We start from the raw sequence: 20,210 nt of genomic DNA on the forward strand, positions 1-20,210 counted from the left end.
GATTATTTCCCCCTCACAGTTGTTCCAATATTTTCTCCTAAAATCGCCCGGCGAATATTGCCAGTCTCGTTTAGGTTAAAGACGACTAATGGAATATCATTGTCCATACTCAATGAACTTGCAGTTGAATCCATTACTTGTAAGCCTTTAGAAATAACTTCTAAATGTGTTAACTCTTCAAATTTGACAGCATTTGCATCGACTTTAGGATCAGCCGAGTAAACACCATCGACATTATTTTTGGCCATTAAAATGACATCTGCGCCAATTTCAGCCGCTCTTAATGCTGCTGTTGTGTCCGTTGAAAAATATGGATTACCGGTTCCGCCGGCAAAAATCACAATCCGACCTTTTTCTAAATGGCGTTCTGCCCGACGACGAATATACGGCTCAGCAATTTGTCGCATTTCAATTGAAGTTTGCACTCTGGTTGGTACGCCGACATTTTCTAACGTGTCTTGTAAAGCTAGTGCGTTCATCACCGTTGCTAACATACCCATGTAATCCGCTTGGGCTCTTTCCATCCCCATTTGAGCACCAATCTGCCCCCGCCAAATATTTCCGCCACCAACGACGATGGCCATTTCAACACCTAATTCATGGACTTCTTTAATCTCGTTGATAATTTCTTTGATGACCGGCGGCTTAATACCAAAACCTTCGTTGCCAGCTAAAGCTTCTCCGCTAAGTTTCAATACGACTCGTTGATATTTCGGTTTCATGTGTATTCCTCCAACTCTTTCTAACAGATATTTTATCATAGTCTTGGACCAACTGCCAAAGTATCTCTTAGTTTCAGTTATTTTTTAATATAAAAAAATTTGTCTGTTTAAAGCAATTATAATTTTTGCTGTCATGGGGCTGTTTGACTGCAAAAAAAGGGAGCCCATTTTCATGGGTTCCCATCTGTTATCATAAACAGATTATTTTTTCACTTGGCTCATAACTTCTTCAACAAAGTTATCTTCACGTTTTTCAATACCTTCGCCGACTTCAAAACGAGTGAATGATTTAACAGTTGCGCCTTTAGAAGCAACATATTGTTCCACTGTCATGTCAGGATCTTTAACGAAAGGTTGGTCAACTAAAGCAATTTCTGCTTTGAATTTCTTCAAGCGGCCTTCAACCATTTTTTCAACGATTTGAGCTGGTTTGCCTTCATTTAAAGCTTGTTCAGTTAAGATTGCTTTTTCATGATCTAATTCTTCTTGAGGAATTTGAGTTTCATTCACATAACGAGGGTTGATAGCCGCAACGTGCATTGCAACGTCTTTGGCTACGTTTTCGTCAGTTGTGCCTTCTAATAAAGCTAATACAGCAATCCGGCCGCCCATGTGTAGGTATGCGCCAAATGCAGCATCGTCAGTTTTTTCAACGATTTCAAAACGGCGAAAGCTGATTTTTTCACCGATAACTTGTGTTGCTTCGATTAAAGCAGCGTCCATTTTGCCTTTAGAAGTTTCTAAAGCCATTGCTGCATCCATGTCAGCAGGTTTGTTTGCTGCAATTACTTCAGCGATTTCTTTAACTAAGTCTTGGAACATTTCATTTTTAGAAACGAAGTCAGTTTCAGAGTTCACTTCAACAATCGCTGCAACGTTCCCATTAACAGCGACAGAAGCTAAACCTTCTGCTGCAATCCGGTCATTTTTCTTAGCGGCTTTAGCCATCCCTTTTTCACGTAATAAGTCGATTGCTTGATCCATATCGCCTTCTACTTCAACTAATGCTTTTTTAGCGTCCATCATGCCAACGCCAGTTCTTTCCCGTAATTCTTTTACCATTTTAGCTGTTACATCTGCCATTTTAGTAATTCCTCCTGATGATAAATTTTATTGGATATCATTTTCTCTAAAAAAAGCTGCTTCAAAGGAGAGTGCGGCCTGTAGCCTAGCCTTTGAAACAGCTCCGATTTTTAAAAATTATTCAGCTGATTCAGCAGCGTTGTCGCCTTCTACTACATCAACGATTTCTTCGATTGAAGTTGCGCCGTCTGCATCTGTTTCAACGACAAAATCTTCTTCAATCACTTGGTCTTCCCCTTGGTTACCTTCGATAAAGGCATCAGCCATTTTCGCAGTAATCAATTTAACGGCGCGAATTGCGTCATCATTTGAAGGAATCACTACATCGATTTCATCTGGATCACAGTTTGTATCAACCATTGCCACGATTGGAATGTTTAATTTGTGAGCTTCTTGAACAGCGATGCGTTCTTTACGAGGGTCTACGATGTACATTACATCAGGAATTCTCGGCATATCAGCGATACCGCCTAAGAATTTTTGTAGACGTTCCCGTTCTTTATTCAAACCAACAACTTCTTTTTTAGGCAACACTTCAAAAGTGCCATCTTCTTCCATCGTATTGATTTGTTTCAAACGAGAAATACGTTTTTGAATTGTATCCCAGTTAGTTAAAGTTCCGCCTAACCAACGGTGGTTTACATAGTATTGACCTGAACGAATAGCTTCGTCTTTGATTGCTTCTTGTGCTTGTTTTTTAGTTCCGACAAATAAAGCAACGCCGCCTTCTTCAGCAACAGCTTTCATGTAGTCGTATGCTGCATCTACTAATTTGACTGTTTTTTGCAAGTCAATGATGTAGATACCATTTCTTTCTGTGAAGATGTATTTCTTCATTTTCGGGTTCCAGCGACGAGTTTGGTGACCAAAGTGAACGCCGGCTTCTAGCAATTGTTTCATTGAAATTACTGCCATGTTGTGTTTCCTCCAATTTTGGTTTTTTGTTTCCCTCTCCAAACACTTAACTTTTTAAAGAACTCTCTAGTAAAGAAAGCACCACTTTAAAAAACATGTTTGAATGTGAGATAGTTGTGTCTACCTGACACACTCTGAATAGTTTATAGTACAACAGGTAATTAGTCAATAGAAAATCACTGATTCCCCAGTATTTACTGTGATTGTTTTACAATCTAAGTGTAAAATGAGTGTAAAATTTCTAAAAAAGTAATTTTCCAATGAAATAACTGCCATTTACGCTGCGAAAAACAGTCTTCATGGCAGTTATTTCACTTGTTAATGCTCAACCATATGTTGTTATTTTCAAAATTTAGCTTCAATCCGAAAAATCCTATTTAGCTGATTTCAAGACTCTTTTTAATTTTATTTGATGGTCCACTTGAATATCATCAATAAAACGCTGATCGTGATCGACTAAAATCAAAGTCGGCTCAACACTTAAAATCAGCTCCTCCAATTGTTTATGATTGAAGACATCCAAATAATTTAGAGGCTCATCCCAAACGTATAAAGCCGCCGGTTGAGAAAAAGATTTGGCCACCTCAACTTTTTTCTTTTGCCCCATACTCATTGTTTCAATTTTTTGGGTGAAGACATCCCGTTCCATCCCTAACTTTTTTAAATTACTCAGGAAACTTTCGTAATCTAAGCCCTCCGTCTCAGCGAAATCCTTCAAGTATCCTTGATTCGCTTCGTAATTTTGCTTAATATAAGAAATTTTAATTCCCTGCGTCAAACTGATTTTTCCATTGATTTCACCAGTGAAGGTCCCTAAAATCGCTTTTAATAGTGCAGATTTACCAGAACCATTTTCACCCGTAATCGCTAGCTTCTGGCCCTTTAACAAATCGACATTGACCGCTTCAAAAAGAGGTTCAGCGCCAAAATTTAAGCTAACGTTTTCTAAGGTCAGAAAACGCTGATGATAATCCGGTTGATAATTTAAAGTCAGCGGATCAATATATTCGATATTTTTTAACAGCTGTTCCTTGTCGGCAATGTTTTTATCCATCCGCCGTTCTAAATTCTTGGACTTCTTCATCACCCGGGCAGCCCGCGCACCGATAAAGCCAGTATCTCCAATGGCGCCGCTGCCTTTTTGATTCGGCTTGCCATATTTATCTGTCTCACGACTTTGTGACCATTGAGCTTTTTCCCTGGCCGTTTTTTTCAAACGGGAAATTTCTCCCTTGAGCTTTTGATTTTGCTGCTGCTCAAAATTATCTTCCCGCTCTTTTTCAGCATCATAGGTCGAATAATTTCCTTGATACAAAACCAAACGATTTTTATCAATCGAAATAATATGGTCCACCGTCTCATCGACAAATTGTCGATCATGGCTGATTAAAATGAAGCCATTTTTCTTTTTCTTCAAATAACCGGCGACTTGTTCTCTAGCAGCTAAATCCAAATGATTGGTCGGCTCATCGATTAACGGAAAATAGCCTTCTTCTAAAAACAGCAGACTCAGCAAAATCTTTGTCTGCTCCCCACCACTTAAGGTATCAAAAGGCCGCCAAAAGATAGAGTCGTCCAACCCTAATTGATGCAGCTCCCGCAAAACCTGCCAATCTTCAAAATCAGATAACTCCTGTAAAACGTAATAGGTCAATTGAGTCGGATCATTGACTGTTTGAGGAAAATACACGAATTGTTGTTGATGAATAATTTGCCCGTTATATTCTTCTTGACCTAACAAGAGCTTCATTAAAGTGGTTTTCCCTCGACCATTACGACCGATAATTCCTAATTTCCAATGACTGTCAATTGTCAAATTGACATCTTCAAATAGTGGTTCTTTACCGTCATAGGCAAAATTTAACTCTTTTATTTCAATTGTTGCCATAAAAAAACTCCTCCTTGTGCCCCAGCTCAAGTAAGAGTTTTGTAATAAGACGTGAAAAAACCGCCTATTCAAGACGGTTGAGGGGTTGATTAAAAAAACTGCTCAAAAAATTAAGCGATGTCTTCATCCCATCTTTAGACCAATCCTGAAAAAGAACAAACTCCTCCTATAAAGGGAGCAATTATTTTCTGTTCTCTTCTAAAAAATTGGCTTAAAATTTCAATGGCTGAAGACCTCCTCTGATGATTACTTAAATTTTAGCGGATTTTTCCTAAAAAAGCAATGCAAAACATTGCTAACGGTCTTTTTCAAAAAAATTACTTAAAAAGGCTGACAGCTGTTTAATTTTTAAAATAATCCCACCAGCTAATAAAACCGCCACTGTTAATTGCAGAATTTCTAATTTGGTCATTTTCACCACTCCCGGTAGCTTCGTTCTCCTTAAAAATAATTTAAACAAAATTTTTGAAAAACTTATGAAGATTCTACGCAGGAATTTTGAAAACGCTAAAAAGAGCTTCAAAACAGACTTGCCTTAGTTAATTCAAATTAAGGACAACGTCTCTTGAAGCTCTTTTATTTCATAAATTGTTTACCAATCTTTTTTCAGAAAATCACTGACAGTATCTGCGAATCGCTGAGTCTTTTCAATTTGTGTCCAATGGCCGCATTTACCAAAGATGTGCAGTTCCGAATTCTTAATCAGTTTTGAGAGTTTTAAAGAAGTTTCGACAGGAATGACGCGATCTTCTCTACCATGGATAATCAAAGTTTCATGGGGAATATCGCGAATGTAATGTTGATTGCCTGCCATCCCTTCAACGCCATTTTGCCGAGGAGCTGGAAACATTGATGAGAAGCTCTCATGAAACTCTGGTTTTTTACTAGATTCATAACGGGTTTTAACCAGCTCTGGCGTAACAAAGGAATGATCATACGTGAAAATTTCTAACAATTCCTCCATGTTTGCTAAAGAAGGCTGGTACCCCCATACCCGATCTAGTCCGTAAGTTAATTTAAAACTGACACCCATACTACCCATCAAAATAATTTTATTAACTCTTTCCGGATATTTAATGGCCATTGACAAGGCGAGGGCCCCACCAAAAGAATTTCCAACTAAGTTTGCCTTTTCAATGCCCAGAGCATCAAAAAAGTCAATCGTTTGCTGCACCCAAACATTCATGTTGTAGCTGATGCCAGCTGGCCGTTCAGTATAGCCAAAGCCGACCATATCAGGTGCCAGCAAATGAAAATCATCCTGCCAAATCGGAAAAACTTTATTCCAATTAGCCCAAGCCGTTACCCCGGGGCCTGACCCGTGTAGCATCACAATTGTTTCACCATCGGCATTCCCTAAGTCGTGATAATTAGTTTTAAAATTTCCAGTTTGAATTGAATTCGCAATTTCCGGTCTTTTTTCCATAGTAATTCTCCTCTTTTTTTAATTTTCTTCACAACAATTGAAAAGGCAGTTGCCCTCCAAAAAAATGGAGGGCGCATGCTTTATTTAAGGGCTTCAAAATTATCAACCATTTTAGCAAGTTCTAACTAACTTCTTTGGCTAGAAAAATGGCGTAATTTCTTTGTCTTCAATGACTGGTGTACCATAACGGAAATAGCTGTGGGGCAGCTCAGCACCGTACCAGATAATGGCTTTATCGGCATCATGGATGTTCCATTCAACTGGTTTCCAAGTTGGATCAAAGATTAGATAACCTGTGTCACCGAATAATTCGATACGATTACCGCCAGGCTCGATTACGTACATACATTTCGCTTGGGATACACCATGTTTTAATGGGCCAGCTTCAATCGGAATCCCCAATTCAGTTAAAGCATCTGAAAGATATTCTAAATCTTGAGGGTCGCCGAACCAGTAGGCCACATGATGAAGCCGTCCAGGTTCTGCCTTTTCAAACATGCCATCAGTCATAAAGGCAATTTCGTGTACCAAAGCAGAGACTGATAACCAAGCAGCTCCCTTTGAGCCATCTTCTTTTGCCAAATATTCCCGCACGTTAAAGCCAAGAACTTCTGTAAAGAAATCAACATTTTTATCAACGTCTTTTGCCAAACAGTTCATATGATCAAGACGACGAACAGGCACGCCGGTTAACGGACGTCTTTGCGGCCGATTATTTAGTTTTGATTTTAATTCTTCTGGCGCTTCATAGTATTCCACATCAAAGAATAATTCAAAACGATGTTGGTCTGGGCTGGTAAATTCGTAAGCTTTGCCTCGTCCATATGCTGGTTCAACCCAACCTTGTCCCTGCGGCATTTTTTCCAAGACCGCAACTCGACGATCTAAAGCCGCTTGACTTGTCACCCGCCAGCTAGCTTTTGCCAAGCCAGCTTCATGATGGGGCGTTAATTTCATGGAGTATTTGTAAGGGTCTTCATAAGCCCGCATATAAACACTGCCCTCTTTGTCCTCATGAACAACAATCATTCCCATCACTTCAAAAAACTTGATGGACTCATGGAGTTTAGGCGTGTAAAGATTAATCATAGCTAATTGGGCAACTTCAAATAACGGCTCTACAGTTTGGTTTGACATGTTGGTTCTCTCCTTTTCTATTTTACAAATTTATTTGCTGAAACACCAGCAATACCCCAATGACTAGCCGGTACTTCATTGATCACAACGCGAATTTTTTCCGGTGGTGACTCCAAGGTTTGACTGACGGTTGCTGTTACTTCAGCAATTAATTTTTCAATCACTTCTGGAGTTCTGCCTGCTATTAAATCAATATGAACAAGGGGTATCTTTATTCCTCACTTTACAAATAAACGCACGCTACCTAAGTCTTCGCCAAAAGTGGCAGTCACATAATCACCAGCCTGCAAAGTAACAGCTTGGGTGATGCTACCGGTCAAAATCGGTAAACCAGCTGGCAAAATTTGTTTTTCTTTGGCTAATAATTCTGCAAGTTCGATAATGGCCTGTGCTGGATGCTCCAAGACCGCCGCCCCAGCTCCCGTTTCTCTGACTTGTCCATTAATTTCTAAAACGACACCAATCGTTGCTAAATCCTGCGTCATCAATTTTCGAGAATTGTTACCAAAAATGACGCCGGCAGCTGAAGTATTATCAGCGATTACATCTGAAATCGTAAAATTAAAATCTTTATAGCGGCTATCAATAATTTCAAGTGCCGGAAAAATATAATCCGTTGCTGCCATTACTTCGGAAATGGTTAAATTTTCTCCGAATAAATCATGTTTAAGAACAAAACCAATTTCTGCCTCCACTTTTGGATGAAGAAAATTAGATAAGGCGATACTGCCGCCATCTGGGCTGACCATTGAATCTAAAAGCTTTCCGTAAACCGGTTGATCAACCTGCATCTGTTGCATTTTGGCACGACTCGTCAGGCCCATCTTTAAGCCTTTGACTTTTTCCCCTTTAGAAATCCTTTTTTCTAACACAGCTTTTTGAATTTGGTATGCTTCAGCCACCGTTAAATCAACAGCTAGGCTTTCTGTTAGCTTAGGAATCTCTTGAGGAATTAATTGGGCAGCTAAAATTGCTGTGACGATTTTTGCAAATCGTTCTTCATTCAACTAGTTTGCGCCTCCCTTTCTTCACTCATCCTTTTGGCAACATCAAGAATCATATCTTCTTGCCCACCTACAACCTTTTCTTTGCCTAATTCTATTAAAATATCACGGGGATCAATGCCGAATTTTTCGCCAGCCCTTTGAGCATGTAAACGAAAGCTGGAATAAACGCCAGCATAGCCCATCGTCAAACTATCTTTGGTAATAATTTGCGGCGTTTGTAAAATTGGTGCCACCACATCCTCTGCGGCATCCATGATTTTATACAAATCAATTCCGGTTTTTATTTTTAATTTATCTAAGACCGCTACTAAAACTTCGGTCTGAGTGTTACCAGCTCCGGCACCTAATGCTCGAATGCTGCCATCTATCCGAGTTGCGCCTGCTTTAATTGCTGCCAAAGTATTGCCCATCGCTAGCCCAAGATTATTATGGGCGTGGAAGCCAACTTCAATTGACAGAGCTTTTTTCAAGGCGGTAATTCGTTCAAAGACTTCATCCGGCAAGAGAGCGCCGGCAGAATCTGTCATATAGACGGCTTGGGCACCATAACTTTCCATTAGCTGCGCCTGCTTGACTAGCACATCAATGGGAGCCATATGCGCCATCATTAAAAAACCAAAAGTGGTCAGGCCCATTTCTCTAGCAGCTTTTATATGTTGAGCTGATACATCAGCTTCAGTAACATGTGTTGCCACCCGAACTAAAGACGCACCTAAATCTCGAGCGTGCTGCAAATCGTGAACTGTGCCAATCCCCGGCAAAAGTAAAACAGCAATTTTAGAATACTTCGCAGTCGCTACGGCCGTTTCAATTAATTTAAATTCGTTGACCCGCGATAAACCGTATTGCAATGTGCTACCGCCTAAGCCATCACCGTGGGCCACTTCAATATAAGGAACCCTTGCCTCATCTAAAGCTTTAACCACATCACGCACTTGTTCTTCGGTGAAGCTGTGACTGACGGCGTGACTGCCATCCCGCAGGGCAACCTCGGTAATGACCACATCTAAATCTTTTTCCATTACGCTTCCTCCTGACTACGGTGTTTTGCAATTTCTTCCGCCACTTTGGTCGCCGCCGAAGTCATAATATCTAAGTTACCGGCATAGCTTGGTAGAAAATCACCAGCGCCTTCAACTTCAATAAAAACAGTAATTTCATTTTTATCAATAATTGGTTCGCTCCGCAGATGGTAACCAGGAACATATTGCTGAACCTCAGCCACTTTTTTATCAATGGCCGCTAAAATTTCCGCCGTTTTAGGTTTGCCATCAACCAACACACGAACAGTGTCCCGCATAAAAATCGGCGGCTCCGCAGGATTTAAAATAATAATTGCCCGACCAGTTTCGGCACTGCCGATTTCTTCAATGGCTTTACTTGTCGTCTCAGTGAACTCATCAATATTCGCCCGCGTCCCCGGACCAGCGCTCTTACTGGAAATCGTAGCCACAATCTCGCCATATTCCACCGGCTGCACTTCAGCAATCGCCGCAATAAGCGGCACGGTTGCTTGGCCTCCGCAGGTCACCATATTAATATTTTTTTCTTGAATGTACTCCGCCAAATTTACCGAAGGAATCACAAAGGGACCGACTGCGGCTGGCGTTAAATCCAACATAACTTTGCCTAAGCTTTGGGCGATTTCATTGTTGTGGAGATGAGCAGTAGCAGATGTCGCATCGAATAAAATATCAACTGACTCAGGAGCTTTTTCGGCCCATTCATCAATGCCGCCTGCAAAAGTCTGTAACCCATTTTCACGGGCTTTAATCATTCCCTGCGACTGATCGTCAATACCAATCATCACAGTGGGTTCAATCAGCTCAGATTTTTTTAATTTAAACATTAAATCGCTGCCGATATTTCCCGAGCCGATAATTCCAGCCTTTAATTTTTCCAAAATAGATGCCTCCTTTTAAAAGTAAACTGACACCGTGCCCATTTGATTAAATTTCATTTCAAAATAATCGCCGGGTGCTGCCGGTACCGCTGCTGATAATGCTCCCGAAAGAATGACCTCACCTTTTTCTAAAGCAATATCATAGTCTGCCAATTTATTTGCTAACCAAGCAACTGCATTAATCGGATTGTCCAAACAAGCGGCTCCGGTTCCGGTATTAATTAATTCATTGTTTTTATAAAGGGCCATACCCACTAATCGTAAATCAAAATCATGAATTGAAAACTTGGCCGGGCTCAGTACATATAATCCCGAAGAAGCGTTATCGCCAACGGTATCCGGCAAAGTCAGCCGCCAATCTTTAATGCGACTGTCGACAATTTCGATGGCCGGCGTAATATAATCGGTGGCCGCCACGACTTCATCTGCTGTCACGTTAGGGCCCATCAATCGCTCTTTAAGAACAAAGGCAATTTCTCCTTCAACCCACGGCTGCAAAACTAACTCCTCAGGAACTTTTTTGCCATCGGAAATTTCCATGGCATCTAATAAATGACCATAATCAGGTTCATTGACTCCTAAAGATTCCTGCATGGCGACAGAAGTTAACCCGATTTTTTTACCGGTAATCTTTTGGCCTTTAGCTAAAGCCCGTAGGATTGTTTCCAATTGCACTTGATAGGCTTGATCCACTGTTAAGCCGGGAACTATTTTTGTTAGTGGCTGCACGCCTTTACTTTGGAAGGCTGCTGCCAAAAAATCTGCTAACTTTTCTGCATCAAACTTCATTCCGCTCCTCCTTTACAGTCTTGTTAATCATCATTTCTCGCTTGTCTATGCCCTTATGATACGAAGCTTTGTCAAAATGCAAAAGCCCCGCTTCCCTTTATAAGCAACAAGATTTATTTTTTTTGTTTTTTAGTTTAAAATACTTCTATAGTAAGCGATTACATTTTAAAGAATTTCCTATCGTGTTGCATATAGAGAAACAGGAGGGTTCTGATGACACAAGAACTGCAATCTGTAAAAAATGCATTATTGATTTTAAAATGTTTTACCGTTGAAAAAAGTAAATGGCGGGTGACTGAATTAAGCAAGCAGACTGGCTTATCGAAAAGTGCTGTCAGCCGAACTTTAAACACCTTGGCTAATGAAGGCTTCGTCCGCAAAGCTAAAGATCAACAGTCTTATCTTTTAGGCTTGTCTTTACTAACCTTGGCGGGCGTTGCACTAAGCTCTATTACCATCCAGCAGGAATTGTCACCGATCCTTAGCCAATTAGTCGTCAAAACAAATGAGAGCGGCCACATAGCAGTTTTAGATGACTGGGAGATTATTTATATTTTTAAAGAAGAATCCGCCAGCCACACAAAAATGAAAACTCATCTCGGTCGGCGCAATCCGGCCCATGCAACTAGCTCAGGAAAACTTTTATTAGCCTTTCAAGATCCTTCACCCTTAGATAAATTAAGTGAACGAACCCTGACAGCTTATACGCCCTCAACAATTGTTAATCCTTTACAATTTGCCGAAGAGTTGGGGAAAATTCGGCAAGCCGGTTTTGCTTATAGTAAAGACGAGTTAACCGTCGGCGTTTCTTCTTTAGCAGTTCCCGTTAGAGATTATACTGAAACGGTCGTCGCTTCCATTTCTTTAGTCGGAGATTCCCAACGCTTGAATCCACAAAAAGTTCAGCAACTGGTGCCGCTGTTAAAAAAAGCCGCTAAAGATTCCTCGCGGCGCATTGGCTTTTGGAATTAACGGATAAAAAAAGCTTAACGCCTAGATTTATGAAGAGCCTCTAACAGTCTAGAAAAAACTGTTAGAGGAATTCGTATGTCAAAGGCATTAAGCTTTTAAGTTTGTCCTACATTTCCTGTGGTGCGTGAACACCCAGCAAACGTAAATCTTCTTTTAATAAGGTTGTCAGCGCATAAACCAGTGCTAGACGAGCTTCTTTTTCATTGTCATCGACTAAGATTTTAGTTTGGGCATAGTATTTATTAAAGGCCTGCGCTAATTTAATCGCATGCTTAGCAATCACTGACGGTTCAAAATTGTTAGCCGCCTGCAAAACTGTTTCAGGATATTTTTGTAATAATTTTACGACTTCCCAGCTTTCAGGGTCAGCCAAAGTATATGACTTCTCGGCATCGGCAACAAAGTCAGCCTTCCGTAAAATGCTCATCGCTCGAGCATAGGTGTATTGCACGTAAGGACCGGTTTCCCCTTCAAAGCGGACAACCTCTTCTAAATTAAAATCAAAATTATTTAAGCGATCATTTTTCAAATCGTGGAAAACTACCGCTCCAACCCCAACTTGTTTGGCCACTTCATCCTTGTTGGCGAGGTCAGGATTTTTTTCGGTAATTTGTTCATTGGCAGATGCAATTGCTTCGTTTAAAACTTCTTCTAATAAAACAATTTTACCTTTACGGGTGGATAGTTTCTTACCACCTTGAGTAATTAAACCAAAGGGCACGTGGACCATCTCGTCTGACCAATCAAAACCTAGCTCTTTGAGAACAGCTTTTAATTGTTTAAAGTGATTGCTTTGTTCGTTCCCTACAATATACAACGATTTGGCAAAATCATAGGTCCGTTTACGATAAATAGCCGCCGCTAAATCTCGGGTAATATATAAAGTTGCCCCATCAGATTTACGGATTAAGGCTGGGTTTAAGTCATAGGCAGACAAATCGACAATTTCTGCCCCTTGATTTTCTTTTAATAGATGTTTTTCCTCTAATAGAGTAACAACTTCAGCCATTTTATCATTGTAGAAGGCTTCTCCGTTTAAAGAATCAAAAGAAATTTCCAACATGTCATAAATTTTGTTGAATTCTTTTAGCGATTCTTCTCTAAACCATTTCCATAGACGCAACGCTTCTTCATCGTTTTCCTCTAAGCGTTTAAACCAAGCCCGCGCTTCATCTTCCAAAGCTTTATCTGTTTCTGCTTCTTCGTGGAATTGTACATAAAGGCGCAGCAACTCAGTAATCGGTGTCGCCCGCACTGCTTCTTCGCTACCCCATTTTTTATAAGCCACAATCAATTTACCAAATTGCGTGCCCCAGTCCCCCAAATGATTGATCCGAATCGGGTTGTAGCCAATTTTTTTCATGATTAGGGCAATCGAGTTGCCGATAACCGTTGAGCGCAAATGGCCCATTGAGATTGGTTTTGCAATATTGGGCGAAGACATGTCAATCGTGACATTGCCATTTTCACCAATTGTGCTGTCGCCGAAATGTTCGCCGGCTTCAATTACGGCCTTCAACGTTTTTTCAGTGACTTGACCTTTATCCATAAAGAAATTTAAATAAGGTCCCACGACTTCAATTTTTTCAAAGGCTTCCCCGTTAATCTGCTCTTTTAAGTCAGCCGCAATTTGCTGCGGCGCTTTGCGAAAAGCCTTGGCTAGAGCAAAGGCTGGAAAGGCCACATCGCCATGGTCAACTGACTTGGGTGTTTCCAATAATTTTTGGACTTCGGCTAATGACAAATGTTCTTTGACAACATCAAAGATGACCTTTGCCACGATTTCTTGATTGTTCATAAAATTTCTCCCCTTAACAAAATAAATAAGTAAAAAAAAACGCCTCTAAGACTGTCAGCTCTAAAACTGACAGAACTAGAGACGAGAATTTCCCGCGGTACCACTCTGATTGCCGCAATTGCGGCCAACTTTATGCTGATAACGGTAGCTGCCGTCTGCAAACAGAATCTGACAAGGGCGTTTCACCATTACATTTTTGTTTAGCTCCCACCAAATCTAAACTCGCTGTGAAAATCTGTAATCGTTACTCTTTTGTCGTAACAGACATTTTTTAACTGCCAAAATTATAGCAGACTCCTGCGGAAATTTCTAGAAAAACCACAGGATTCATTTTAAAATGTCAAACTTGGCTTGGCATTCAAAGCCATATTAGCTAGATGCTGCTTTTTAAATTCAATATAGCCAGCAGCGCCAATCATAGCCGCATTATCACCGCATAAACGCAATGGCGGAATTAACAGTTCAATTTCCGGATAATTTTCAGCCATCATTTCAGTCATGCCTGCTCTTAAACCTTGGTTGGCAGCAACACCGCCAGCAATAATTAATTGCTTAACGGGATAGCTAGCCAAGGCTTTTTTAGTTTTGCCGACTAAGACATCCACCACACTGGCTTGAAAGCTGGCTGCTAAATCTTCAGGAATTAACATTTCTTCCCGTTGTTGCGCATTGTGAACTAAATTAATAAAAGCGCTCTTTAAACCGCTAAAACTAAAATCTAAATTGTCTTCTTGTAGCATTGCCCGCGGAAAATGATAAGTATCTTTTCCTTGATGAGCCAATTCATCTAAAGCTTTTCCGCTGGGATAAGGCAGGTCTAAAATGCGGCCGACTTTATCATAGGCTTCACCAGCTGCATCATCACGAGTCTCGCCGATGATTTCATAAGAACCATCTTCAACCATATAAACTAATTCGGTATGCCCGCCGCTGACTAGTAAAGCTAAAAGCGGGAACTTTAACGGCTGCACATATTTAGCCGCATAGATATGTCCTGCCATATGGTTGACTGGAATTAACGGTAAATCATATGCCCAAGCAAACGCTTTTGCCGCTGATACGCCAATTAACAAGGCTCCCACCAAACCGGGGCCATAAGTTACGGCGACGGCTGATAAATCTTGTGGTTCAATTTCTGCCTCCGCCAACGCATCATCAATACACAAAGTAATCTGTTCCACATGATGACGACTAGCAACCTCTGGCACGACGCCGCCAAAACGACGGTGACTTTTTATTTGCGATGCGACAATGTTGGCTAAAATTTTTTCGCCGTTTTCGACAACGGCGACGCTGGTTTCATCACAGCTGCTTTCAATCGCCAAAATTAAGCTCTTAACTTTTGACATTTTTCAATGCGCACCTTTCCTGACATCACAATTCCATCTTCCTGAGGGTTTTGATAATAGTGTTTCCGTTTGCCCACAGCAACAAATTTATTTTTCTTGTATAATTTCTGGGCGGCTTCATTGGAGGCCCGCACTTCTAAATAGACATGCTCGACACCTTTACTGCCTACCTGATCCATCAGCTCACAAATTAAACGATTGCCGACACCTTGATGCTTTTCTGCTTGATTGACAACCAGATTAGTAATCTCCGCTTCATCAACGACCCAATGATAACCAAGAAAACCTAAAATCAAATCATCCTCCACAAAAATTACGTACTCACTGTGACCTAAACTTAAATCAGCTAGAAATTCATTTTCCTGCCACGGCGCTCCAAATTGATAGCTGGCTTCTGCCATTTGCCATAACTTAGGAGCTAATTTTTCTGCCGGCAGAAAATGTTTATTGACTAACACTGCCAATCCCTCACTTAAAGATATTTCACCATGTCCAGTGCATCTTCAGCACTGTCATCATAGTAATTGTATTTAACTTTTCTTGATACAAACCCTTTGCGACGATACAGCCGCTGAGCGCTGAGATTGCTAACTCTAACTTCCAAACTCATACTCTCACATTGCCACATTATAGCAAATTTTTCGACTTCGTCAATCAGCCATGAGCCCAAGCCGCTACTTTGCAAAGTTGGCTTGACTGCAACATTAGTAATATGGCAATCGCCGCTGGCCACCCGACAACCGACAAAGCCCAATAACTGGCTGTCTAAAAATAAACCTAAATACAGTTTATGCTTGCTTTGGCGCAGCTCATGGATATAAGCGCCTCTTGTCCAGGGATGCTCATTAAAATAAACTTCCCCCTCCAAGGCAAAAACTTGATCCACATCTAAAACCTCAAGCTGACGAGCTAAATAAAGTTGCCCATGAATGGTTACCTGCTGCTGAGGATATGTCAGTGGCTCTCGTTTGGAAAAAAAGAGTTGAAGAAATTCTTTAAATTTTTTCAACATAATTTTCCCCGTTCTCATGATGGGTTTTCAACCAGTTTTCTTCGGCCTCTACCCGTTTCAAATAATCGGGTAAAAAGCCGTGGATATCTGTTACTGGCTCCCCCGCGGCTGCCAAGGCGGCTGCTACGGTTCCTCTTGGCAAATCCCATTCTGCAATGGGATTTATGGTCCACAAAGGATTGCCCTGAAGTTTGTCTAAAAATTTTTCGGTATCCACTCCAACAAAATAAACCTCTTGTTCTGGTGGAATTTTTTCTAAAAGTTCCGCTAAAGCAATGTGTTGGTCAGCTAAAACTTCAATTAATTCTCCCTGCTGCCATTGATAGATTCCCGCATAGACATTTTCTCGACGAGCATCAAATAGTGGTACTAGCCAGCCCTTCACATTGTGGCAATTGGCGGCAATTATTTTTAGGCTGGAGATGCCAACTAATTCTTTTTTTAAGGTATAAGCTAACGTTTTGGCAATTGTGACACCGATTCTTAATCCTGTATATGAGCCAGGCCCTTGCGCCACACCAATCCGGTCAATCTCTGCGGGTTTCAAACCGACCGCAGCCGTCAACTCTTCTATTGCAGGCATTAAAGTCAGGCTGTGATTTTTTTTGACTGCTGTTTGAATTTCCCCTAAAATTTTCCCGTCTTGAATCAGCCCAACTGCTAAGGGCTGATTGGCTGTATCAATCCCTAAAGTAATCATAAATGACCCCTTCTTCTTGTTATTCAGCTAATTGTAGCACATCTGCTTTTTTTAAAGAAGCTCTCAGAATTTTTTTCTCAAGAATTGCCTTTCACTAGTAATTTTTTAAGATTTCCTTCATAATAAAGAGGTCTAGAATAATTGAAAGGGTGATAACTATGAAAAAATTTGTAACTGGCGTTGTCCTTGGCAGCTTAACTACAGTGGCTGTCGCAGCTGGCTTTTTGGCTAGTGTGAAAAAAACAGTCATTGATCCAATCACTGAAAAAGAAGCGATGATTGAAGAAAATCGTCGGAAAGCCCGCCGTAAAAGTTCAGCTCGTTAATTTTTCTTAAAATAAAAAAGTGGAAACCCTCAAAGGTGAGAGTTTCCACTTTTTTTCTGTTATGGATAAATCCGATTTAATAGACGCGGGAACGGAATCGCTTCTCTGACATGTTCAATGCCGGCAATCCAAGTTACCGCCCGTTCTAAGCCTAAGCCAAAACCAGCATGAGGCACACTACCATATCTTCTTAAATCTAAATACCATTGATATTCTTCTTCATCCAAACCATGAGCTTTAATTTGTTCTAACAAATATTCAAAGTCGGTTGCCCGCTCGGAGCCGCCGATTACCTCGCCATAGCCTTCTGGAGCAATCATATCCGCACAGATCACAACATCATCTCTTGTTGGGTGCGGCTTCATGTAAAACGGCTTAATCGCTTTTGGATAGTTTAAAATAAAGACAGGTTGTTCAAAGGAGTTTGCGATAAATGTTTCATGAGGTGAACCAAAATCATCTCCCCATTGGATATCTTCAAAGCCATTTTTCTGCAATAATTCAACGGCTTCATCGTAGCTGATTCGTGGGAATGGCAGCTGGGTATATTTTTTCAAGACTTCTTTGTCCCGTTCTAAAACATCTAAAGCATAATCACAGTTGTCCAATACACTTTGGACTAAAAAGGCCACGTATTGTTCTTGAACTTCTAGACTATCTTCTTGATGCATAAAGGCCATTTCTGGTTCAATCATCCAAAATTCAATCAGATGGCGACGCGTTTTGGATTTTTCTGCTCTAAAGGTTGGTCCAAATGAAAAAACTTTGCCAAAGGCCATAGCAGCTGCTTCCATATACAATTGGCCGCTTTGAGACAGATAGGCTTTCTGATCGAAATAATTGGTTTCAAACAAATCCGTTGTGCCCTCAGCTGCTGAACCAGTTAAGATTGGCGGATCAATTTTGGTAAAACCATTGCTGTTGAAAAATTCGTAGGTCGCCCGAATTAATTCATTTCTAATTTGCATGATGGCATGCTGTCTTGATGAACGCAGCCATAAGTGGCGATGATCCATCAAAAAATCAGTGCCGTGTTCCTTCGGTGTAATTGGATAGTCATGACTTTCGCCGACGACTTCAATAGCAGAAATACCAATTTCATAACCAAATTTTGAACGGGTATCTTCCCGTACTTCTCCGGTTAATAAAATGGCAGTTTCTTGATTCAGATTTTTTGCCAGTTGGAAAACTTCTTCCGGCACTTCACTCTTGACAACAATTCCTTGGAAATAAGCTGTGCCATCCCGCAATTGCAAGAAAGCAATTTTCCCGCTGGAACGTTTATTGGCGACCCAGGCTCCGATTTGGACTGTTTCTCCTACGTGATCTTTTGAATCAATAATTGATATTTGTTTCACGATTGTCTCTCCTCTTCAAAGTCGAATGAAATCAACTTTTCAACTAGTCTACAATTATCCCGAATTGTTTTTAGCTAAAATTAAAAACTTACTTTTGTCGTTTACTTTCAATGAAGGCTGCCATTCGTTCAACAGCTTTTTTCAAGGTCTCTAAATCAGCTGCGTAACTCATTCGCACATTTTCCGGTGCGCCAAAGCCTTCGCCGGTTACTAAGGCAACGTAGCCCTCCGCTAATAAATCATCAACCCATTTTGTGACATTATCATAGCCGCAGATTGCTAAAGTTTCCTTCACATTTGGAAAAAGATAAAAGGCGCCCTGGGGTTTTTCTAGTTTCACTCCAGGTAAAGCGGCTACCAATGGATAAATTTCATTTAAGCGGGCTTCAAAGGCCTCCCGCATCACTTCAACCGTTTCCTGTGGTCCAGTCAAAGCTTCTAAAGCAGCATACTGACTGATTGCGGTTGGATTACTAGTGGATTGCGATGCGATATCAATCATCGCCGCAATAATTTCTTGATTACCCACTGCATAACCAATGCGCCAGCCGGTCATCGCATATGTTTTTGAAACACCATTAATAATAATAGTTTGTTTACGGATAGACTCGCCTAAAGTAGCAATCGGCGTAAATTGATTGCCGTTATAAACTAAGCGGCCGTAAATATCATCTGCAATAATCAAGACATTATTTTCAACAGCCCATAATCCGATAGCTGTCAATTCTTCTTTCGTGTAAATCATTCCCGTTGGATTTGATGGTGAATTTAAAATCAGCGCTTTGGTTTTTTCAGTCTTAGCAGACTCCAGCTGTTCAACGGTCACTTTAAAACAATTTTCATGGAGGCCTTCAACAAAAACTGGTTTGCCGGCTGCCAATTTCACCTGCTCACCGTAGCTCACCCAATAAGGTGCTGGGATGATCACTTCATCACCATCATTGAGGATGGCTTGAAAAAGCGCGTACAACGCAAACTTTGCGCCATCGGTTACGATAACTTCCTTTGTCTGATAATCCAAACCATAATAAGTTTTTACATGGTCAACGATTGCTTGGCGTAATTCTGGAATTCCCGCTGATGGTGTATAATGCGTTTTCCCATCTTTAATTGCTTGAATCGCTGCTGCTTTAATATTTTCCGGTGTTTGAAAATCTGGCTCTCCCACAGTCAGACTCAATACATCCTTCCCTTCGGCTTTCAGCGCTTTAGCCTTAGCTGAAGCCGCAAAAGTCACGGATGGTTCTAGTTGCTCCGCACGTTTTGATAACATAACTCATGTCCCCTTCAATTTTTTATTCGAAATTAAACGTCAGCGACAACACTGACTTCACTTCCCGTAGTAAAATCTAGCAGATAATAAGTTAACTGCTGTGAACTGTCGCGGGTGATAACCTCCCAAACGACTTGGTCTTGATACATGCCTAAATTGGCCTTTAAAATGGTTGGATTATTGTAATCCTGCTGGACAATCGACCGGATTTCCATTTCTGAATAGCCGTCGCTTTGATTGACTACTTTCACATTGCCGCCGTCTTGTGAAATAATGACGGCCACCGCTTGGCTATCCGCATCTTCTCCCAGCACGGTGAAATAACTTTCACCCCAAGTAAACCAGTAAAAGGTATCGACTGTGCTGACATTGGCATAGGTTTGAGCGATGGCTGCCGCCTCCGCTTTTGCTTGACGCTGAGGTCTGGTTGCCCGAATGAAAAAAATCGCTCCTAAAACTAAAAATAAAATTAAGAGCAGAATCAGGCTAAAGACGATGCCGTTAATTTTTCGATCACGTTTAATTTTTGCTTCCAAAAGAAAACTCCTCAAT

At 40.9% G+C, this 20,210-nt stretch carries 21 protein-coding genes and 1 other annotated feature; of the genes, 2 read left to right on the forward strand and 19 right to left on the reverse strand.

Annotated features, from left to right (window positions below):
• Nucleotides 1-2: 2 nt before the first annotated feature.
• From pyrH to ACYSNU_RS08890, 11 genes are all read right to left on the reverse strand, one after another.
• The gene (pyrH, locus tag ACYSNU_RS08840) at nucleotides 3-722 is read right to left on the reverse strand and encodes a UMP kinase (protein WP_265459151.1); all 720 of its coding nucleotides are present in this window, start codon (nucleotides 720-722) and stop codon (nucleotides 3-5) included.
• A gap of 201 nt (nucleotides 723-923) precedes the next feature.
• Nucleotides 924-1,805, reverse strand: coding sequence for a translation elongation factor Ts (gene tsf, locus ACYSNU_RS08845; RefSeq protein WP_265459150.1), 882 nt, complete (start codon nucleotides 1,803-1,805; stop codon nucleotides 924-926).
• 117 nt (nucleotides 1,806-1,922) lie between these two features.
• A complete protein-coding gene (gene rpsB, locus ACYSNU_RS08850; RefSeq protein WP_265459149.1) occupies nucleotides 1,923-2,720 on the reverse strand; it encodes a 30S ribosomal protein S2 in 798 nt (265 codons plus the stop codon).
• Nucleotides 2,721-3,093: 373 nt separating this feature from the next.
• Nucleotides 3,094-4,608: a ribosomal protection-like ABC-F family protein gene (gene abc-f, locus ACYSNU_RS08855; protein WP_461736835.1), complete on the reverse strand. Its 1,515-nt coding sequence runs from the start codon at nucleotides 4,606-4,608 to the stop codon at nucleotides 3,094-3,096.
• A gap of 592 nt (nucleotides 4,609-5,200) precedes the next feature.
• On the reverse strand, nucleotides 5,201-6,034 hold the full coding sequence (locus ACYSNU_RS08860; protein ID WP_461736836.1) for an alpha/beta fold hydrolase: 834 nt from the start codon (nucleotides 6,032-6,034) through the stop codon (nucleotides 5,201-5,203).
• 138 nt (nucleotides 6,035-6,172) lie between these two features.
• A complete protein-coding gene (locus tag ACYSNU_RS08865; RefSeq protein ID WP_461736838.1) occupies nucleotides 6,173-7,171 on the reverse strand; it encodes a VOC family protein in 999 nt (332 codons plus the stop codon).
• Nucleotides 7,172-7,188: 17 nt separating this feature from the next.
• Nucleotides 7,189-7,386, reverse strand: a complete 198-nt coding sequence (locus ACYSNU_RS08870; protein WP_461736923.1) for a 4-oxalocrotonate tautomerase — start codon at nucleotides 7,384-7,386, stop codon at nucleotides 7,189-7,191.
• Nucleotides 7,387-7,389: 3 nt separating this feature from the next.
• Nucleotides 7,390-8,178, reverse strand: a complete 789-nt coding sequence (locus ACYSNU_RS08875) for a 2-keto-4-pentenoate hydratase (protein ID WP_461736840.1) — start codon at nucleotides 8,176-8,178, stop codon at nucleotides 7,390-7,392.
• Entirely contained in the window at nucleotides 8,175-9,200 is a 1,026-nt protein-coding gene (gene dmpG / locus ACYSNU_RS08880) for a 4-hydroxy-2-oxovalerate aldolase (RefSeq protein ID WP_461736842.1), read from the reverse strand. The genes ACYSNU_RS08875 and dmpG overlap by 4 nt, the downstream gene beginning before the upstream one ends.
• Entirely contained in the window at nucleotides 9,200-10,081 is an 882-nt protein-coding gene (locus ACYSNU_RS08885; protein WP_461736843.1) for an acetaldehyde dehydrogenase (acetylating), read from the reverse strand. The genes dmpG and ACYSNU_RS08885 overlap by 1 nt, the downstream gene beginning before the upstream one ends.
• 15 nt (nucleotides 10,082-10,096) lie before the next feature.
• Nucleotides 10,097-10,870, reverse strand: coding sequence for a 2-keto-4-pentenoate hydratase (locus tag ACYSNU_RS08890; RefSeq protein WP_461736845.1), 774 nt, complete (start codon nucleotides 10,868-10,870; stop codon nucleotides 10,097-10,099).
• 213 nt (nucleotides 10,871-11,083) lie between these two features.
• On the opposite strand from ACYSNU_RS08890, the gene ACYSNU_RS08895 reads away from it, so the two are divergent.
• Nucleotides 11,084-11,842: an IclR family transcriptional regulator gene (locus ACYSNU_RS08895; RefSeq protein ID WP_461736846.1), complete on the forward strand. Its 759-nt coding sequence runs from the start codon at nucleotides 11,084-11,086 to the stop codon at nucleotides 11,840-11,842.
• Nucleotides 11,843-11,948: 106 nt separating this feature from the next.
• Here the strand turns inward: ACYSNU_RS08895 and argS are convergent, their stop codons facing one another.
• The 5 genes from argS to tsaB all read right to left on the reverse strand — a co-directional run bounded on the left by argS (nucleotide 11,949) and on the right by tsaB (nucleotide 16,701).
• A complete protein-coding gene (argS, locus tag ACYSNU_RS08900) occupies nucleotides 11,949-13,640 on the reverse strand; it encodes an arginine--tRNA ligase (RefSeq protein ID WP_461736847.1) in 1,692 nt (563 codons plus the stop codon).
• Between the two features lie 74 nt (nucleotides 13,641-13,714).
• Nucleotides 13,715-13,911, reverse strand: a binding site (T-box leader).
• A gap of 61 nt (nucleotides 13,912-13,972) precedes the next feature.
• Complete coding sequence (tsaD, locus tag ACYSNU_RS08905) at nucleotides 13,973-14,989, reverse strand: tRNA (adenosine(37)-N6)-threonylcarbamoyltransferase complex transferase subunit TsaD (RefSeq protein ID WP_461736849.1); 1,017 nt, start codon at nucleotides 14,987-14,989, stop codon at nucleotides 13,973-13,975.
• A complete protein-coding gene (gene rimI / locus ACYSNU_RS08910; RefSeq protein ID WP_461736850.1) occupies nucleotides 14,968-15,447 on the reverse strand; it encodes a ribosomal protein S18-alanine N-acetyltransferase in 480 nt (159 codons plus the stop codon). Before rimI (ACYSNU_RS08910) ends, tsaD begins: the two co-directional genes overlap by 22 nt.
• 14 nt (nucleotides 15,448-15,461) lie before the next feature.
• Entirely contained in the window at nucleotides 15,462-16,001 is a 540-nt protein-coding gene (rimI, locus tag ACYSNU_RS08915; RefSeq protein ID WP_461736851.1) for a ribosomal protein S18-alanine N-acetyltransferase, read from the reverse strand.
• Entirely contained in the window at nucleotides 15,985-16,701 is a 717-nt protein-coding gene (gene tsaB, locus ACYSNU_RS08920) for a tRNA (adenosine(37)-N6)-threonylcarbamoyltransferase complex dimerization subunit type 1 TsaB (protein ID WP_461736853.1), read from the reverse strand. The genes rimI (ACYSNU_RS08915) and tsaB overlap by 17 nt, the downstream gene beginning before the upstream one ends.
• A gap of 158 nt (nucleotides 16,702-16,859) precedes the next feature.
• Here tsaB and ACYSNU_RS08925 point away from each other — a divergent pair, with 158 nt between their 5' ends.
• Entirely contained in the window at nucleotides 16,860-17,027 is a 168-nt protein-coding gene (locus ACYSNU_RS08925; RefSeq protein WP_461736854.1) for a DUF3042 family protein, read from the forward strand.
• A gap of 59 nt (nucleotides 17,028-17,086) precedes the next feature.
• On the opposite strand, the gene asnS is transcribed toward ACYSNU_RS08925, so the two are convergent.
• From asnS to ACYSNU_RS08940, 3 genes are all read right to left on the reverse strand, one after another.
• On the reverse strand, nucleotides 17,087-18,385 hold the full coding sequence (asnS, locus tag ACYSNU_RS08930) for an asparagine--tRNA ligase (RefSeq protein WP_461736855.1): 1,299 nt from the start codon (nucleotides 18,383-18,385) through the stop codon (nucleotides 17,087-17,089).
• 88 nt (nucleotides 18,386-18,473) lie between these two features.
• Nucleotides 18,474-19,658, reverse strand: a complete 1,185-nt coding sequence (locus ACYSNU_RS08935; protein WP_461736857.1) for a pyridoxal phosphate-dependent aminotransferase — start codon at nucleotides 19,656-19,658, stop codon at nucleotides 18,474-18,476.
• A 32-nt stretch (nucleotides 19,659-19,690) separates the two neighbouring features.
• Complete coding sequence (locus tag ACYSNU_RS08940) at nucleotides 19,691-20,194, reverse strand: cell wall elongation regulator TseB-like domain-containing protein (protein ID WP_265459139.1); 504 nt, start codon at nucleotides 20,192-20,194, stop codon at nucleotides 19,691-19,693.
• Nucleotides 20,195-20,210: the final 16 nt, after the last annotated feature.

This window comes from Enterococcus sp. LJL120 (assembly GCF_054871765.1).

Bases quoted from the DNA above. Each gene is read 5' to 3' on its own strand.
- ACYSNU_RS08865 (WP_461736838.1), bottom strand. From the start codon at position 7,171: ATGTCAAACCAAACTGTAGAGCCGTTATTTGAAGTTGCCCAATTAGCT.
- ACYSNU_RS08925 (WP_461736854.1), top strand. From the start codon at position 16,860: ATGAAAAAATTTGTAACTGGCGTTGTCCTTGGCAGCTTAACTACAGTG.
- tsf (WP_265459150.1), bottom strand. From the start codon at position 1,805: ATGGCAGATGTAACAGCTAAAATGGTAAAAGAATTACGGGAAAGAACT.
- ACYSNU_RS08895 (WP_461736846.1), top strand. From the start codon at position 11,084: ATGACACAAGAACTGCAATCTGTAAAAAATGCATTATTGATTTTAAAA.
- ACYSNU_RS08890 (WP_461736845.1), bottom strand. From the start codon at position 10,870: ATGAAGTTTGATGCAGAAAAGTTAGCAGATTTTTTGGCAGCAGCCTTC.
- argS (WP_461736847.1), bottom strand. From the start codon at position 13,640: ATGAACAATCAAGAAATCGTGGCAAAGGTCATCTTTGATGTTGTCAAA.
- tsaB (WP_461736853.1), bottom strand. From the start codon at position 16,701: ATGATTACTTTAGGGATTGATACAGCCAATCAGCCCTTAGCAGTTGGG.
- dmpG (WP_461736842.1), bottom strand. From the start codon at position 9,200: ATGGAAAAAGATTTAGATGTGGTCATTACCGAGGTTGCCCTGCGGGAT.
- ACYSNU_RS08860 (WP_461736836.1), bottom strand. From the start codon at position 6,034: ATGGAAAAAAGACCGGAAATTGCGAATTCAATTCAAACTGGAAATTTT.
- rpsB (WP_265459149.1), bottom strand. From the start codon at position 2,720: ATGGCAGTAATTTCAATGAAACAATTGCTAGAAGCCGGCGTTCACTTT.
- pyrH (WP_265459151.1), bottom strand. From the start codon at position 722: ATGAAACCGAAATATCAACGAGTCGTATTGAAACTTAGCGGAGAAGCT.
- abc-f (WP_461736835.1), bottom strand. From the start codon at position 4,608: ATGGCAACAATTGAAATAAAAGAGTTAAATTTTGCCTATGACGGTAAA.
- rimI (WP_461736851.1), bottom strand. From the start codon at position 16,001: ATGTTGAAAAAATTTAAAGAATTTCTTCAACTCTTTTTTTCCAAACGA.
- tsaD (WP_461736849.1), bottom strand. From the start codon at position 14,989: ATGTCAAAAGTTAAGAGCTTAATTTTGGCGATTGAAAGCAGCTGTGAT.
- ACYSNU_RS08935 (WP_461736857.1), bottom strand. From the start codon at position 19,658: ATGTTATCAAAACGTGCGGAGCAACTAGAACCATCCGTGACTTTTGCG.